The following is a 16,175-nucleotide window of genomic DNA, read 5'->3' on the forward strand; positions in this document are numbered from 1 at the left end:
AATGTTTTCCCTTGTATTTCGTGGAGATATTTTCTACACTTAAGTAGAAAGAGGTGAAAAGGCATGCGCCAACAACAAATTGACTTTAAATGGTTAGAAGAAAACTTTCTGACAGCAAATGAAGCAGCTGCGTTTTTAGGTATATCGAAGCAAGCGCTCCTTTCCCTAGCAAAACGTAATGTGCTTCCCTTTACCAAAAAAGGTAATATGGTTCTCTTTCACCGGATTGATATTGAACTTCGCCTTGAGAAACAACAAAGTTTACGCAAAAAATATCGTCCATTTGAAGCCTAGATTCACAAACAGCGAAGCAGACGAACAAAGTCTGATATGGTACACTTTAGTTAGTGATATTCTAAACAAGGAGTGATACATAGTGAATGAAGCAGTAAAAACATTAGATGGTTGGTTTTGTCTCCATGATTTTCGTTCGGTTGATTGGGCAGCTTGGCGTGAGTTAAATCCAACTAATCAAGAATTGATGTTGAATGAGTTAAGTCATTTTTTAAGTGATATGGAAATTACGAAAAATATCGGTGAAGGGGAACACACAATTTATAGTATCCTTGGTCAAAAAGCAGATCTTGTTTTTTTCACTTTACGCGATTCGCTTGAAACGTTAAATGAAGTCGAAAACAAGTTTAATAAATTAGCTATTGCCGATTACTTATTACCAACTTATTCCTACATATCTGTTGTCGAATTAAGTAATTATCTGGCTTCTCATATGGCTGGAGGCGAAGATCCTTATCAAAACAAAGGTGTGCGTGCTAGACTTTATCCAGCTCTGCCTCCTAAAAAACACATCTGTTTTTATCCAATGAGCAAAAAACGCGATGGTGCTGATAATTGGTATATGCTTCCAATGAATGAACGCCAACAATTGATTCGTGACCATGGCATGATTGGTCGCTCTTACGCTGGTAAAGTACAACAAATTATCGGTGGTTCAATTGGTTTTGATGACTATGAATGGGGTGTCACTTTATTTTCTGACGACGCACTGGAATTTAAACGAATCGTTACAGAAATGCGTTTTGACGAAGCAAGCGCGCGATATGCAGAATTTGGTTCTTTCTTTATCGGAAACCTGTTACCTTCCGAAAATCTATCTAAACTATTTACCATTTAATAAGCAAAAACTGGAATTTCTTGAAACCAATCTTTTTTTATGCAGATTTGTTTTCAAGATTTCCAGTTTTTTTCATTAAACTAACAATTTTGTAAGGATAATTACTACAATTGTCATTCGAGACGATGGAACCGTGTAATTTTTATCGGTAGAATGATACATATACTTAAAAGAATTTAGTTTATCTAAGGAGCGAAAATAATGGAAACAGTTTTACAAGCAAAAAATGTTCGAAAGATTTATGGAATTAAAGGAAATGTCTATACTGCACTTGAAAATATCAGTATTGATATTAAAAAAGGAGAATTCACTGGTATTATGGGGCCTTCTGGGGCAGGGAAATCTACCTTGCTAAATGTGTTATCAACTATTGATAAACCTACTTCTGGTGAGATTATGATTTCCGGACAAGCACTTGAAAACATGGATGAACAACAAATGTCTATGTTCCGCCGTAATAAGTTAGGATTTATTTTTCAAGACTACAATCTCTTGGATACACTCACGATTCGTGAAAATATTATTCTTCCATTAGCACTTGCTAAACAACCTGTAAAAGAAATCGAAGCCAAACTCGTTGTTATTAGTGAAAAATTTGGCATCATAGATATTCTTGATAAATATCCTAGTGAAGTATCTGGGGGACAAAAACAACGTACAGCCGCTTCCCGTGCAATTATTACTTCCCCAAGTTTGATTTTTGCCGATGAACCAACTGGAGCATTAGATTCTAAATCTGCTACCAACTTACTGGAAAGTTTACGTGATTTAAATGAACAAGACAATGCGACAATTATGATGGTTACCCATGATGCTTTCGCCGCTAGTTTTTGTAAACGAATTTTATTTATTAAAGACGGCGAATTATATACCGAAATTTATCGTGGAACAAAAACGCGTAAGGAGTTCTTCCAGAAAATTCTAGACGTCCTTGCTAAACTGGGAGGCGACGCTGATGACGTTATTTGATTTAGCTAAAAAAAATATTCGCCACAATTTTGTCCATTACTTTCTATACTTTGCTTCGATGATTTTTAGTATTATGATTTATTTTACCTTTCTCGTTCTTTCTAAAGACCCCGCCGTTGTTGAACGAATTGATAAATCCACCAAATTATCCACCGCATTTTCCACATCATCTGTAATCTTACTTATTTTTGTAGCTATCTTCATTCTCTACTCAAATAATTTCTTCACTAGAAAACGTAAAAAAGAAATCGGCCTTTACTCTTTACTTGGTTTGCGTAAAAAAGAAATTGGACGGATGCTGTTTTACGAAAATTTCTTAATGGGACTTGGTGCACTAGTAATTGGTATTTTAGCAGGAACATTACTTTCTAAAATATTTGTTACTATTTTGCTGAACTTAATTAATATTGGAAATATTGGTGGCTTTGCTTTTTCATGGGAAGCTGTCATTCAAACAAGTATTGTCTTTTTAATCATCACTTTGTTCACATCGTTTTCAGGTTATCGAATCATCTATCGTACTACTTTACTTGATTTATTCCATTCTGAAGCGAAACGCGAAAAAAGCCCAAAACCATCATTAATTTTGGCGCTACTTTCGTTAATATTTATTGCGCTTGGCTATACTATCGCTGGGCAACCACTTGAATCAAAAGGATCCATCTGGGTAAAACTCGGCTTGCCAATTGGCTCACTCGTTATTTTAGCTTCTGTTATTGTAGGAACAGCTCTCTTCATTACATTCTTCCTACCATATTTACTGGCAAAACTGCGAAAAAATAAAAAGCTTTTTTATAAAGGTAGCAATATTATCTCTACATCACAATTAACATTCCGAATCTCATCCAATGCTAAAACGTTAATTGTTATTTCTATTCTTAGTGCTACAACACTTTCTGTTATTGGTACAATCAGCAGCATTTACTATCAAGCAAATAAATCTGCAAGTACAACTGCACCATCTAGTTTTGAATATGTCATTCCAAAAGATGCTTCTAACAATGAAAAAATTATCCAAACAGCTGGAAGCGACCCGGAACACCCAATAGAATATCAACAAGAAAGTACTTATTATATTGTTCCAGCCAAGGAATCTAACCCAGATTTTATTGAATATAATATTAACGAAGGTTTCCCAGTTATTTCAGAATCTAATTATAATACCCTTGTGAAAAAGCAAGGAAACAACGAAAAGGCTGCCAATCTAAAAGAAAACCAAGCTCAAATGGTTCTCTCATTCATGTATGATGAACGTTCTAAAAAAGAAATGATTGGCGAAAAATATACATTAATGACAGCTGGAAATCCAACAGTTCAAATCAAATCTGTTGTGCAAGACTCTCCACTTGGCACCGTTCAAGGATTACTTGTTTTACCAGACAGTCAAATAAAAAAAATCGCATCTGACAAACATAATAAACCAGTTAAGCTTGAATCCATATCTGTCCAAAATGCAAAAAAAGCACAAGAATTAGCTGGAAAAGTACAGGCTGTGACTCCAAAAGATAGTATGCTTCTTTCTTATAGCACCACTTATCAAGGAATCATTACCATCACAGGTGTCCTTCTCTTCATCGGAATGTTCATCGGTTTTGTCTTCTTAGCGGCAACAGGAAGCATCATTTACTTCAAACAATTAACGGAAGCTTACAATGACATCGGTACATTTGATATCCTACAAAAAATCGGGCTTAACCGAAAAGACATTCGAAAAACACTTGCTAAGCAGTTGCTAGTAGTCTTCTTAATTCCGTTAGTTATCGGTATTTTGCATAGTAGTTTTGCGCTAGTTGGCCTTTCTCATATGTTAGGTCTAGATTTAACGATGCCAGTTATCATCTCCACTGGAATTTACACACTGATGTATATTGTCTACTATTTCCTTACTTTAAATAGTTACACAAACATAGTTGTAGGTAAAAAACAGTAAACAGTATAATAAAAAATAGAAAAGCAGGAATCATTGTGTCAAGCCATTTCGAAAAGTGACTTTATACAAGGTTCCTGCTTATTTTTATTTCGTATCTGAGTCGGTTATTTTTTAGCGATATAAGCAAATATGCTAGAAATAAAAGCCGAAGCACCCATCAGAAATTGCATTCCAAACACTTGCCGTTCGTTACTGCCAAATGTAATCGATAAATTATCTTTAGCGAAATCAATCCAATTTGTCACGGATAGATAATTCGTAAATAAAATGAAAGCTGCTCCCATTAGTATTCCGATTAATAAAAAAGATACTTTTCGCCAAGAGAGGAGTGTTACAATCGTAAATACAATCGCCATAAAGCAAGCGAAGTATGCATCTAGAGGCATCGTAAATAGATAACCCTCTTTTATGCTATCTGAATGGAGTTGTTTAAAAATAGTGATTGCTGCATACACAGAAGTTACTGCACCAATCAGCGAGAAAAATCCTGCTGTATAACGCCATTTGGTCTTCCAACTCTGGTCTGCTTTTACTTCTCGTATAGGGATTTTTGGTGCAATAAGTAATAGTATTAAGATGAGTAGACCCGTGATAAACAGTAAGGTACCCGACCACTCGAATGGTGCATTTTTTTTAATTTCCGCTAATACTCTAATTTGATAGTAGTAAACAGAAAAACCTTGGAACAATGTAAAGCAAAGAACGACGATCAAACTAATAAGCCAAAGCTGTTCTTTTCTTATAAAACTAATTCCTATGATAAAAAGTCCTAATCCAAATAATAGTATCACCCAATAATTCCAGACGATGACAAAATTATTCTCTTCCGCACTAAAATAACCTACCAATACACTAACAAAACTATAAAGCTGTGTAACTCCTAGTGCAATCAGCAAACTACCACATATTCCTCTTAATTTTTCAGGCAATTTTCCCACTTCCCTTCCTATTTGTTGCCTACCATGTTAATCTAAAAATGAGGTGATAAAAATGCACTGGACAATCTGGGACAAAAGCAAGCCTTCACCGCTTGAACTTCTTCTAGAAGCCGATCCTAGCGAAACACAAATTACTCAATATCTAGATAAATCTACTGTTTTCGAGTTAAAAGATGACGAAAAAACAATGGGTGTTGTTTGCTTATTACCAATAAATAACCATCAAATAGAGATTATGAATATCGCTGTTTTGGAATCTATCAGGAATAATGGCCTTGGAAAGAAACTTTTAGAAAAAGCTTTTGACTTTGCTAATTCCTATCATTTTACTGAACTAATCGTTAAAACTGGTAATTCGAGTATTAATCAGCTTGCCTTCTATCAAAAAAATGGTTTTCGAATCCAAAAAATTGTTCCTAATTATTTTTCGGAACAGTATCCAAACCAAGCTATTATCGAAAATGGCATACCTTGCTTAGACCAAATTATTTTATTAAAAGAAATAAAATCCTGATGACATGTATCATCAGGATTTTTTGTTTTCTAGTTAGTCATTAAGCGCCATTTCAGCACGAACAACTGCTGAAATACGTTCACAATATTCATCTGTTTTTTCTTTTGTTGCTGCTTCTACCATAACTCTGACAAGCGGTTCTGTTCCAGATGGGCGAACAAGTACACGACCATTTCCAGCCATTTCAGTTTCTACCTCGCTGATGACTTTACTTACTTTTGGATTATCAGTTACATGGTTTTTATCACTAACGCGAATATTTTCAAGTTTTTGTGGGAAAGTTTTCATTTCAGAAGCCAGTTCCGACAATTTTTTCCCTGTTGCTTTCATAACATTAATTAGTTGGATTCCGGATAAAAGACCATCACCAGTTGTATTATGATCCAAGAAAATAATATGACCGGATTGCTCCCCACCAAGATTATAGTTACCTTCACGCATTGCTTCCACTACATAACGATCTCCAACAGCCGTTTGTACATCCTCAATGTTAAGTTCTTTTAAACCTTTGTAAAAACCAAGATTACTCATGACAGTGGAAACAATCGTGTTGCTATTTAAAAGACCTTGTTCGCGTAGATATTTCGCACAAATGAACATAATTTTGTCTCCATCGACAATTTGGCCAATTTCGTCAATCGCAATTACTCGGTCTCCATCACCATCAAAAGCTAAACCAACATCCGCTTTTTTTTCTAAAACAAAAGCAGCTAGGGCTTCTGGATGTGTTGAACCAACACCATCATTGATATTCAGTCCATTTGGAGATGCTCCCATCGAACTTATATCTGCATCTAGATCTGCAAATAAATGTGTTGCAAGTCCAGAAGTGGCTCCATTAGCACAATCTAATGCGATATGATAACCATTAAAGTCATTTTCAATTGTTTGTTTTAAGTATTGAATATATTTTTGTTTACCTTCAAAATAATCGCTAACGGTTCCTAAACCTTCGCCACTAGGACGTGGTAGTGTATCTTCTGCGGTATCTAAAAGTTGTTCAATTTCTTCTTCTTGGTCATCAGAAAGTTTAAAGCCATCTGAACCGAAGAACTTAATCCCGTTATCATCTACTGGATTGTGACTAGCTGAAATCATCACACTTGCAGATGCTCCTTGTGCTTTTGTTAAATAAGCTACTCCTGGAGTTGAAATGACCCCTAAACGCATTACTTCTATCCCAACTGACACAAGACCAGCGATTAAAGCGGATTCAAGCATTTCACCGGAGATTCGTGTATCCCGAGCAACAAGCACACGCGGATGTTCACCTACATGGCGAGTTAATACATAACCACCCATTCGACCTAATCGGAATGCAAGTTCTGGTGTTAATTCTGAGTTCGCTACCCCTCTAACTCCATCCGTACCAAAATATTTACCCATTTTATTACTCTCCTTCTAAGTCATTCATTATCTAAATGATTTTTGTTTATCGTTTTAGTTTTTACTTTTTCCAAATTCCGGTTTTATCTACTTACTTTCGACCATATACCTGTTATTATACCTTTTTTAAGAAAAAATTTCATCCTTCTGCAGTAAAATCCCTATTTTATTCTATGTAAAAGCGCAAAAGGAGGAGTATGAGACTCTATATCTCATACTCCTTATTCTTATGTGTTTTTCGATGGAACCGTATTTTGTGCTTCTTTTTCTGTAATTATAAAGTCAGCTGATATTGGATTAATAACATACGCGACATTATCAGGCAAACCATTTAGTTCTAGCGGAACCGAGAAGTCCCCTGTTTTGCCTTTACTTAAGTTAGCAATAACGCTCAAATCTTTTACAGTAACATTATCCACAACTTTTTTCTCACCAGTAATAGTTACCGAGACTTTACCGTTTGCTGGTGTAATCATTTGTGCGTCTAAGGTGTTTTTTAAACCACTCATGTACACTTGCATATTGGAGAAAGACTTAGATACTTTAGAATTGGTGTCGCTATCCCCTCGATCATCTGTCGCTGTCTTGTTGGAGTCCGAATCATTTTTATCTTCTGAGGTGCTTGATTCGCTATTTGCTTCAGACTTTTTTACAGTTTTTATTTTAACCTCAATTGTCGTTGGTTGAACTGATTTTGCTCCATTTGGGACCGGAACAGTCACTTCTTTAACGGTATCCGCTTTTATTTTAGTTACATCGATTGGGATTTCTATTTCTTTAATTTTATCAAGGACCGCATCATCGCCGACCACAACAACTTCTGACTTATCAGGCGTCATGCTAGAGATTTCAATATCGCTCTCTGGTGTTCCTTCTTGTTTAATTTTAACTGGGACGGATTTCCCCACTTTCTCAACGGGAACAGTGACTTCGACTTCTTGTGGACTAACCTCTACATCTAATTTATTCAAATTGCTATCAAATACAGAAACAGTTGCTTTATCGGTGAATTCCGATTTATGCTTCCCGTCATCTTCCAAAGTGGCTTTCACATAGGCGATTTGCTCAATGGTATCTTTTGCGCCTGTGATAGATACTTTTTTAGGATCAATGACCGGTGTTCCTGCTTGATATCCATCCGCAATGACTGATTTACTTAATTCAACATCAACAGAGAATTTTTTCGTCACTTTTTCTTGCACATTGACGTTTACTGAAGCTGGATCCACTTTTACTTTGAGTCTATCTGAGACGTCTTTTACTTGTAGTTTCACTTCTTGTGTCCCAATCGACGCATTTTTCAAATCTGCGTAAACAGTGAAATCTTGCTGTGCTTTAGCCGATTGGACAATACTTCTTGGTCCAGAAATGGTCACTGTGACTGTCTCTGGAACGCCAGAAATGTATAAATTCGTTTTATCATAATAAACTTTTACAGGTACGTTTTCGATTACTTCTGTATCACTTGAGGCACTAGTTGAAAAGCTAGTTGTATCTTTATTGCTTGCGTTGACTGATGTGAAAAGGATGGCTGCAAGTAATAAAGCTATAATCCGAATCGACCACTTGTTATTTAAAATTCGATCCATCATTCGCTTTTGCCTCCTTTCCATTTAGAAAAGATAGAAGGTTTTTTAACGGTCACTGTGACTAGTTCTCTTAGAAGAATTTTATGTAATTCTTCTTCGGAAACATCACGGAAAAGTTCTCCGCCTTTCGTTAATGAAATTCCGCCTGTTTCTTCGGAGACAACAATCGTGATACTATCTGTCACTTCACTAATCCCAAGTGCAGCCCGGTGACGTGTCCCAAGTTCTTTGGATAAGAATGGACTATCAGAAAGCGGTAAATAACTTGCCGCCGATGCGATTTCATTTCCTTTAATAATTACAGCTCCATCATGAAGCGGTGTATTTGGAATAAAAATATTAATTAATAGCTGGGAAGAAATTTTTGCATTGAGTGGAATCCCTGTTTCGATGTAGTCATCCATCCCTGTATCACGCGCAACAGAGATTAACGCTCCGATACGACGTTTTGCCATATATTGGGTAGACTTCTCGATAGATTCAATTAAATGGTGCTGTTCACGCTCAATTCTTGAACCATAGCGGGTAAAAATATTCCCTCGACCAAGCGTCTCTAAAGCACGGCGCAATTCTGGTTGGAAGATAATAATAATTGCAAGGAATCCCCAAGTAAGCATTTGATCCGTAATCCATTCTACTGTATGGAGACCAAAAAATCCGCTTAATAGTTTTACTGCAATGATAATAAAAATACCTTTTAATAACTGAACTGCTTTTGTCCCTCGGATCAGCATGATCACTTTATAAATTACAAACCATACGACAAGAATATCTACAATGTTTGCTAGATAATGCAATATCGACATATTGGAAAAATCCATCACTTCACCTCCGCGCCTTTTGTAAACCGTTTATGCTAATTTGCTAGTCATTTAATTGTTCACTTTCTTTATTATAGCATAAGAGCCCGGATGGAAAAAGGAATCATCCCGCCAAAAATTGGAAAGATTTGTTAAAGAAAAAAACTTACCTAAAACGATTTTTACTGTTTTAGGTAAGTTTTTCATTACGAGATTGGGATAGTTACTGTTGTTTTTAGTAAATAGTTTTTCTTGTACATTTCTAAATCTATCGGCTCCCCGTGACATAATTTAATCGTCACATCACCTTCTGCAACATTCACTTCTAGCAAGCGATCGCGGAAGTTGATTTTAAAACGATAGTTGTTCCAGCCTGTTGGTAAAAACGGCGCAAATCTAAGTTTACCTTCTGAAATTCGCATACCAGCAAAACCTTGCACAATCGAAAGCCAACTGCCTGCCATAGATGTAATGTGGAGACCATCTTCCGTATCATTATTAATGTTGTCTAAATCAAGGCGAGCGGTTCGTTTATAAAGTTCCACTGCTTTATCATACTTGCCAATTTCAGCTGCTAAAACCGAATGGACAGCAGGCGATAAGCTTGATTCATGGACTGTCAACGGTTCATAAAATTCAAAATTACGTTGTTTCGTATCAAAGTCAAAGTCATCATGGAATAAATACAACCCTTGCAGAACATCTGCCTGTTTAATGAAGCAAGAACGCAAAATTTTATCCCAAGACCAGTTTTGATTAATAGGTCTGTCTTCTGCTTTCAGTGTATCTGTTGACCGCAATTCTTTGTCTAAGAATGTGTCGTGCTGAACGAAAATTTGCCACTTCTCATCAAAAGGGTAGTACATTCTGTGCACGATATCTTCCCATTTAGCAATTTCAAATTCTGTAATACCAAAACGTTTTTTCGCTTCAGTGTCTAGATTTTGAAGCGTGTAGCGAATTGTCCACGCGGCAATATAGTTGGTATACCAGTTATTGCTGACGTTATTATCATATTCATTCGGTCCTGTAACCCCGTGAATCATGTATTTATCTAACCGATCAGATAAATGCACTCGGTCAGCCCAGAAACGGGTAATTTCAGTTAGAACTTCGATCCCATCTGTTTTCAAATAGCTGTCGTCGCCCGTATAATTTGTATAGTTATAAATCGCATAAGCAATCGCACCATTTCTGTGGATTTCTTCAAAAGTGATTTCCCATTCATTGTGGCATTCTACACCTGTAAAAGTAACCATTGGATAAAGCGCGCCGTCTAAACCGACTTTCTTAGCATTGATTTTGGCTCCCGCTAATTGGTCGTGACGATATTTCAATAAATTGTGACTGACAGATTTATCGGTTAATGATAAGTACATTGGTAAGGCAAATGCTTCTGTGTCCCAATAAGTTGCACCGCCATATTTTTCACCTGTAAAGCCTTTAGGACCAATGTTTAACCGTGCATCTTCACCATAATATGTCGCAAATAATTGGAAAATATTAAAACGGATTCCTTGTTGCGCGGAATCATCTCCAGCAATTTCCACATCAGCTTTATCCCAGCGTTCGCGCCAACCGGCAATATGCGCTGCGAGAAGTTCTTCGTAAGAGCTTGAGGCAAGTTTATTCAAGATAGCATAACCAGCACCTAAAACCTCTATCTCGGAAAAGTCACGAGAAGTCGTAATTACCACTCGTTTTTCAATTTGCGCCACTTCATTTGCTTTTAAATCAAAATGATACTTATTTTCTGCGTAAAGTGATTTCGTTTGATTTGTTTCGTTGGTTGCATTGGTACGATTTTCCACCACAGCAGAAACAGTAAAACGTGGCGTATCAAAGTTGTTCGGAATCGTTTTTGTAATTAGTGAACTTTTATTCATGTCGGAAAATTGTTCGACTTCTTGCCAAAACATTTCTTCATAGTTAGCATCTTCATTTTGAACATTACCATCTACATAAGAAGTTAATTCGACTGTCGCATCACTTAAAGCTTCCACTTGGTAGCGAATAACTGCCAACTCTTTTGTTTCAACACTTAAAAATCGTTCTGCCGAAACTCGGAAAGATTTATTATTTTTAACTACTATGAAATGACGACTAAGTATCCCTTTTTCCATATCTAAAACAAGCTCAAAATCGCTCACTTCATCTGTGAATAAATCTAGTTTTTCACCATCAAGTCGAACGTCGATTCCAATAAAATTTAGTCCGTTAATGACTTTGCCAAAATAATCTGGGTAGCCATTTTTCCACCAACCAACACGCGTTTTATCAGGAAACCAAACACCTGCATAATATGTTCCAATATGGCCATCACCGGAGTATCCTTCTTCAAAATTCCCGCGCATTCCCATGTAACCATTACCAAGCGAAGTTAAACTTTCTTGAAGTCGCTTGTTTTCTTTATCTAATTTGGTTGTTCGTAATGTCCATGGACTGATTTCAAATAATTGCTTCTGTGCCATACTAAATCCTCCTAATTAGCGACTAGCAGCCATATTTTCCTCACTAGTCTTATAAAATCTTGTCTTTAAAAATGTCCAAGCTATCATTAGCACCATTCCAAGCGACTGAATAGCCATAATGATCGTTATATCAAAATAGATAAAGCCGATAGCGCATGCTGCAATCACTGGAATTCCTAGTGCATTTAGCGTTAAATTTAATGATTCTTTAAAAGAAGCAATCTTTGAAAAGCTGCTCCGTTTTGTCATCCAAATGAAAAGCGTTGTGAATATAGCAAGCATAAGTGAACTCACAAAGACAATTGAACCAATCATCATGACCATGGATAGAAAAACAAATGCTTGGTTTTCCAAATACCACTGAGCTGAGATCCAGTTAACCAGTGATTCTCCGGAAGTAATTTCCGCTAATGTGGCATCTTTTGGATAACTTACTTCAAATGTATAACCACTTGCATCTTTAAGTTGCATTTCGTTTGCTTTGAGGTTAATCACATTCTCCGCACCTCTAAGTTCAGCATCGGTTAAGTTAACTCCAGCAACTCCAGTATCCGATTTTTCTACCAAATGAGTGTTTTTGTCGGTTAATTCTCCGTTTTCCAGTGATAAATGTTTGATGTCATTCGCGAATTGATCTGTTCCGAGTGCAGCCATTCCTGGCATTATTTCTGGTAAATCAAAACTCGACTGATTAGCAAAATGAGCCGAAACGGGTAATAATAGTAACGCATTTAAGAAAATAAACACGATAACCATCTGCCAAAATTTAAGCACTTTCCGACCATCAAAAATAGCACTTGGTCCTAGCGTACTTTTTGCATATTGAATGATAAATGGAACTTTTTTCATTGATATCACAGCCTTTTTAAAAATCAATTATCCTTTTGTTCCACCTGCTGTTAAGCCAGAAACAAAATTCTTTTGTAAGAAGAAGAACAGTAAGCAAATCGGTAGTGCCGCAAGAATAGCACCTGCTGCGAATAACGCGACTTTTTGTTGTTGTGGATTGGCGATGAATGTTTGAAGTCCAACCGCAATCGTTAAATTTTCTGGCGTTCTTAGTAAGAATTTAGCCAGTAGGAAATCACCGAATGGTCCCATGAATGCCCATAAAGCTTGAACTGCAATCATCGGTCTTACCAGTGGTAAAATGATTTGTGCGAAAATCCGGAAATGTCCCGCTCCATCAAGTTTTGCAGATTCATCAAGATCCCGGGGAACAGTATCAAAGTATCCTTTCATCAACCAAGTGTTCATTGGAATTCCGCCACCGATATAAATCAATGTCAGGAACCAGTATTGGTCAAGTGCGCCTAAAAGCATTGCTAAAACATAGAAAGCTGTAAGTGCCGCCATTGTTGGTACCATTTGGATGATCAAGAAGAAAATCAAGCTGTTTTTACGTCCTTTAAAACGGTATCGACTGTATGTATAACCAGCAAGCGTCACAATCGTTACTTGCATAATCATTGTTACAACTGCAATAATAAGCGTATTTTTGTACCAATCTAGGTATAGTGTTTCATTAAATAAGCGAGTGAAATTATCTAACGTCCAGCTATCCGACCACTCTAATGTAAATGCCGCAATATTACCTGGTTTGAAGGCAGAGGAGGCAGTAATTAGAATCGGATACAAAATAATAATCGTTAACACAGTTAAAAATAGATACGTGAAAAACTGTGTTAAAAACTTCGTCGTCCGTTGATCTTTCATAAAGTCTCTCATTTACATCATCTCCTCGTTTCCAAAGGCATTCGTTTTCTTAAAGGCAATCATCGAAACAGTAATAACGATAATTGAAATAAGAAGCGTCACAGCAGCTGCAACAGCGTATTGTGGCGAAGTACCTGTTGTTAATTTGTAAATCCATGAAATCAAGATATCCGTTGATCCAGCGCCTGCTCCGACACTTCCAGGACCACCTTCATTAAATAAGTATATAATCGAGAAGTTATTGAAATTAAATGTATATTGTGTTATAAATACGGGCGCTGTTACGAATAAAATCATTGGTAAAGTGATTTTACGGAAACGTTGAATCGCACTCGCCCCGTCAATTCTTGCAGCTTCATAAAGTTCACCCGGAATAGCTTGTAAGACTCCTGTAACCATGACATATATATACGGGAATCCAAGCCACCCTTGAATGCTAATCAGCGCTACTTTTGTCCAGAAAGGATCTGTTTTCCAAGCAATTGCATTCATATCCACAAATGGCAAATGATTCAGCAATGGAATAACTTGTGTATTAATCGCTCCGATACTGTCATTAAACATATTCGAGAAACTCATAATCGTGATAAAAGCTGGTACCGCCCAAGGAAGCAAGAAAACAACTCCGAATAAGCGTTTTCCTTTAATAAAGCTTTGGTTGGCAACAATTGCCGTGAATACCCCAACAACAATTTGTAAAGAAGTAGCACAAATTGTCCAAACAAGCGTCCACGAAAATACACTTAAGAAAGTATCACGATACGAACTTAGAAAGAAAATATTGAAAAAGTTCTTAAAACCGACCCAGTCAATCAAATTAGCTGGTGGAATATGATAAAAGTCGTAGTTAGTAAACGCCATAAAAAGTGTCACTAATACTGGGAAAATAATTACAAAAGTCATAACTAAGTATGCTGGTAAGGTTAGTAAGTACGGAAAACCTTTATCAAGCATATTTTTTATGATAGCAAGTGCGGATCTATTAACAGTTTCTCCCAAGTTCCACTGCATAGCCACGCTTCTTGCATCAAAAATATTTATAAACCAAAAGCCTATAAATAGTAATGTCACAATTAATTGTAAAGTCCCTTCAATCATTAAGAATAAGGAATGGTCAACGCCTGGAACTGATCCAAGTGTGATTAGGCCAATAAGTGCATTTAGGCCGATTGTAAAAAATTCTATGATAAACAAAGCAAATACTGCAAAAAAGACAATCCCTTTAAAATTTTGCTTATTATAAAATTGACCAAGCCCAGGTATGATTGATAACAAAGTCGCTTTACGAACACTTTTTATTTGTTTCTGTTCTAGTTTCATTTTGTTACCTCAATTCTAGATATAGATTCTCTGACTAGATTTAAAAAAATTCGGCGGGCGCGCTACCTATGCCCCGCCGAATCTTTATTATTTCGTGTATTTTTGTGTTACATTATCTTCTATTACTTTCACCGCATCGTCCGCTGATTGTTGCGGTGTTTTAGAGCCAGATGCTGCATCAAACATTAGGTTTTCCGCACCAGTCCATACTTCCGACATTTCTGGAATATTTGGCATTGGTTGCGCGTTTTTATATTGTTCGATAACGGCATTAGTCAATTCATCATTTTTAGATTGTGCTGTGTCGCGTGCTTTTAAGTTAGCTGGTACTTCATTTGTCATATCATAAAGTGTTTCTTGATTTTTTTGGTTTGTTACATAATCTAACCATTTTTGAGCAACATCTTTATTTTTTGAATAGTTACTTACAACCCAGCCCTTACCACCTGCAAATGGAGCATATTCTTTGCCATTATCAAGTGTTGGGATTTTTGCTACACCGTAATTAATTTTTGCTTCTTTGTAGTTTGCCGCTGACCATGGTCCACCTAGTATTGCCGCTGTTTTCCCTTTGACAAATTGGTCTTGGATGAAGTCATCTGCACTCTTATTATCTTGCATTCCTTTTGGCCATACATCTTGGAACCATTTAGTTGCATAAGTAATTCCTTCAACAGAACCTTCATTGTTTAAACCAATATCTTTTGGATTAGTACCATCATCGCCGAAAACATAACCGCCGTATCCAGCAAGCAGACCGTAAGAGAAGTAGAAGTCAGTCCATTTTGCTAAGAAACCAGTGTTTTTACCTTTTTCTGAAGTGAAAGCAAAACGTGGATCTTTAGCTAGCGTTTCTAAATCTTTAAATGTTTCTGGAGCTTTATCAAGTAAGTCTTTATTATAGTAAAGAACTAATGTTTCAATAATAGCTGGAGCACCGTAAACTTTATCATCGATGGTTACTTGTTTTTGATCTTTTTTATCATAATCATCTTTATTTCCAAGTTTCACTTCTGCCAAATGTCCTTGTTGTCCAAGACTGCCAATTCTATCAAAAGCAGACATCATAACGTCTGGTGCAGTACCAGCAGGACCATCAAGCGGAAGTGCTTCCAGTGTTTCAAACATATCTTTTTCCACTACTTTTACTTTTACATTGTTATCACTTTCAAAGTCGCCTTTTATCTTATTCACGTAGTCTTTATATCCTGCGTCAACTGAAACCGTTAGTGTCTTTTCCGCGTCAGATGCGCCCGCTTTACTAGAATCTTTTCCGCCACCACATGCTGCCAAGCTTAAAGCCATTACTAAAACCGCTGAAACTATTCCCACTTTTTTAAAACGCTTCATCTACTTTTCCTCCTCTTTATGAAAAAAGTCGCTATATCTGTCTAATCAATTGGTCCCTTC

At 36.6% G+C, this 16,175-nt stretch carries 14 protein-coding genes; 5 read left to right on the plus strand and 9 right to left on the minus strand.

Translation table 11 applies throughout. The annotated features are described in order from the left end of the window. Positions 1-63 precede the first annotated feature (63 nt). The 4 genes from JL53_RS11715 (at position 64) to JL53_RS11730 (ending at position 4,031) form a co-directional block, all read left to right on the plus strand. Positions 64-294, plus strand: a complete 231-nt coding sequence (locus tag JL53_RS11715; protein WP_003720485.1) for a helix-turn-helix domain-containing protein — start codon at positions 64-66, stop codon at positions 292-294. Between the two features lie 82 nt (positions 295-376). Then, entirely contained in the window at positions 377-1,132 is a 756-nt protein-coding gene (gene hemQ / locus JL53_RS11720; protein ID WP_003720486.1) for a hydrogen peroxide-dependent heme synthase, read from the plus strand. Positions 1,133-1,333: 201 nt separating this feature from the next. Further along, a complete protein-coding gene (locus JL53_RS11725; RefSeq protein WP_003720487.1) occupies positions 1,334-2,101 on the plus strand; it encodes an ABC transporter ATP-binding protein in 768 nt (255 codons plus the stop codon). Further along, the gene (locus JL53_RS11730) at positions 2,088-4,031 is read left to right on the plus strand and encodes an ABC transporter permease (protein WP_038407714.1); all 1,944 of its coding nucleotides are present in this window, start codon (positions 2,088-2,090) and stop codon (positions 4,029-4,031) included. The genes JL53_RS11725 and JL53_RS11730 overlap by 14 nt, the downstream gene beginning before the upstream one ends. Before the next feature lie 104 nt (positions 4,032-4,135). Here JL53_RS11730 and JL53_RS11735 read toward each other — a convergent pair whose 3' ends face one another. After that, on the minus strand, positions 4,136-4,960 hold the full coding sequence (locus JL53_RS11735; RefSeq protein WP_038408249.1) for a hypothetical protein: 825 nt from the start codon (positions 4,958-4,960) through the stop codon (positions 4,136-4,138). A gap of 61 nt (positions 4,961-5,021) precedes the next feature. Between JL53_RS11735 and JL53_RS11740 the strand changes: the two genes are divergently transcribed. Next, a complete protein-coding gene (locus JL53_RS11740; RefSeq protein ID WP_038407715.1) occupies positions 5,022-5,483 on the plus strand; it encodes a GNAT family N-acetyltransferase in 462 nt (153 codons plus the stop codon). A gap of 33 nt (positions 5,484-5,516) precedes the next feature. On the opposite strand, the gene glmM is transcribed toward JL53_RS11740, so the two are convergent. The 8 genes from glmM to JL53_RS11780 form a co-directional block, all read right to left on the minus strand. Then, a complete protein-coding gene (gene glmM, locus JL53_RS11745) occupies positions 5,517-6,869 on the minus strand; it encodes a phosphoglucosamine mutase (protein WP_038407716.1) in 1,353 nt (450 codons plus the stop codon). Between the two features lie 227 nt (positions 6,870-7,096). Next, positions 7,097-8,458, minus strand: a complete 1,362-nt coding sequence (locus JL53_RS11750; RefSeq protein ID WP_074673909.1) for a CdaR family protein — start codon at positions 8,456-8,458, stop codon at positions 7,097-7,099. Further along, the gene (gene dacA, locus JL53_RS11755) at positions 8,458-9,279 is read right to left on the minus strand and encodes a diadenylate cyclase (protein WP_038407717.1); all 822 of its coding nucleotides are present in this window, start codon (positions 9,277-9,279) and stop codon (positions 8,458-8,460) included. Before dacA ends, JL53_RS11750 begins: the two co-directional genes overlap by 1 nt. A 185-nt stretch (positions 9,280-9,464) precedes the next feature. After that, complete coding sequence (locus JL53_RS11760; RefSeq protein ID WP_038407718.1) at positions 9,465-11,729, minus strand: maltose phosphorylase MdxK; 2,265 nt, start codon at positions 11,727-11,729, stop codon at positions 9,465-9,467. A gap of 15 nt (positions 11,730-11,744) precedes the next feature. Beyond that, complete coding sequence (locus JL53_RS11765; RefSeq protein ID WP_003720496.1) at positions 11,745-12,578, minus strand: DUF1189 domain-containing protein; 834 nt, start codon at positions 12,576-12,578, stop codon at positions 11,745-11,747. Positions 12,579-12,605: 27 nt separating this feature from the next. Further along, entirely contained in the window at positions 12,606-13,457 is an 852-nt protein-coding gene (locus JL53_RS11770; protein WP_038407719.1) for a sugar ABC transporter permease, read from the minus strand. Next, on the minus strand, positions 13,458-14,765 hold the full coding sequence (locus tag JL53_RS11775) for a sugar ABC transporter permease (RefSeq protein ID WP_038407720.1): 1,308 nt from the start codon (positions 14,763-14,765) through the stop codon (positions 13,458-13,460). A gap of 87 nt (positions 14,766-14,852) precedes the next feature. Continuing rightward, positions 14,853-16,115: an extracellular solute-binding protein gene (locus JL53_RS11780; protein ID WP_003720499.1), complete on the minus strand. Its 1,263-nt coding sequence runs from the start codon at positions 16,113-16,115 to the stop codon at positions 14,853-14,855. Positions 16,116-16,175 lie beyond the last annotated feature (60 nt).

The sequence above is a fragment of the Listeria ivanovii subsp. londoniensis genome, assembly GCF_000763495.1.
Lineage (GTDB): Bacteria > Bacillota > Bacilli > Lactobacillales > Listeriaceae > Listeria > Listeria londoniensis.

Excerpts from the sequence above, each read along its gene's own strand:
- JL53_RS11730 (WP_038407714.1), top strand. The coding sequence starts at position 2,088 with ATGACGTTATTTGATTTAGCTAAAAAAAATATTCGCCACAATTTTGTC.
- JL53_RS11760 (WP_038407718.1), bottom strand. The coding sequence starts at position 11,729 with ATGGCACAGAAGCAATTATTTGAAATCAGTCCATGGACATTACGAACA.
- JL53_RS11765 (WP_003720496.1), bottom strand. The coding sequence starts at position 12,578 with ATGAAAAAAGTTCCATTTATCATTCAATATGCAAAAAGTACGCTAGGA.
- JL53_RS11725 (WP_003720487.1), top strand. The coding sequence starts at position 1,334 with ATGGAAACAGTTTTACAAGCAAAAAATGTTCGAAAGATTTATGGAATT.
- dacA (WP_038407717.1), bottom strand. The coding sequence starts at position 9,279 with ATGGATTTTTCCAATATGTCGATATTGCATTATCTAGCAAACATTGTA.
- JL53_RS11770 (WP_038407719.1), bottom strand. The coding sequence starts at position 13,457 with ATGAGAGACTTTATGAAAGATCAACGGACGACGAAGTTTTTAACACAG.
- JL53_RS11740 (WP_038407715.1), top strand. The coding sequence starts at position 5,022 with ATGCACTGGACAATCTGGGACAAAAGCAAGCCTTCACCGCTTGAACTT.
- JL53_RS11780 (WP_003720499.1), bottom strand. The coding sequence starts at position 16,115 with ATGAAGCGTTTTAAAAAAGTGGGAATAGTTTCAGCGGTTTTAGTAATG.
- JL53_RS11715 (WP_003720485.1), top strand. The coding sequence starts at position 64 with ATGCGCCAACAACAAATTGACTTTAAATGGTTAGAAGAAAACTTTCTG.
- JL53_RS11775 (WP_038407720.1), bottom strand. The coding sequence starts at position 14,765 with ATGAAACTAGAACAGAAACAAATAAAAAGTGTTCGTAAAGCGACTTTG.
- JL53_RS11750 (WP_074673909.1), bottom strand. The coding sequence starts at position 8,458 with ATGGATCGAATTTTAAATAACAAGTGGTCGATTCGGATTATAGCTTTA.
- glmM (WP_038407716.1), bottom strand. The coding sequence starts at position 6,869 with ATGGGTAAATATTTTGGTACGGATGGAGTTAGAGGGGTAGCGAACTCA.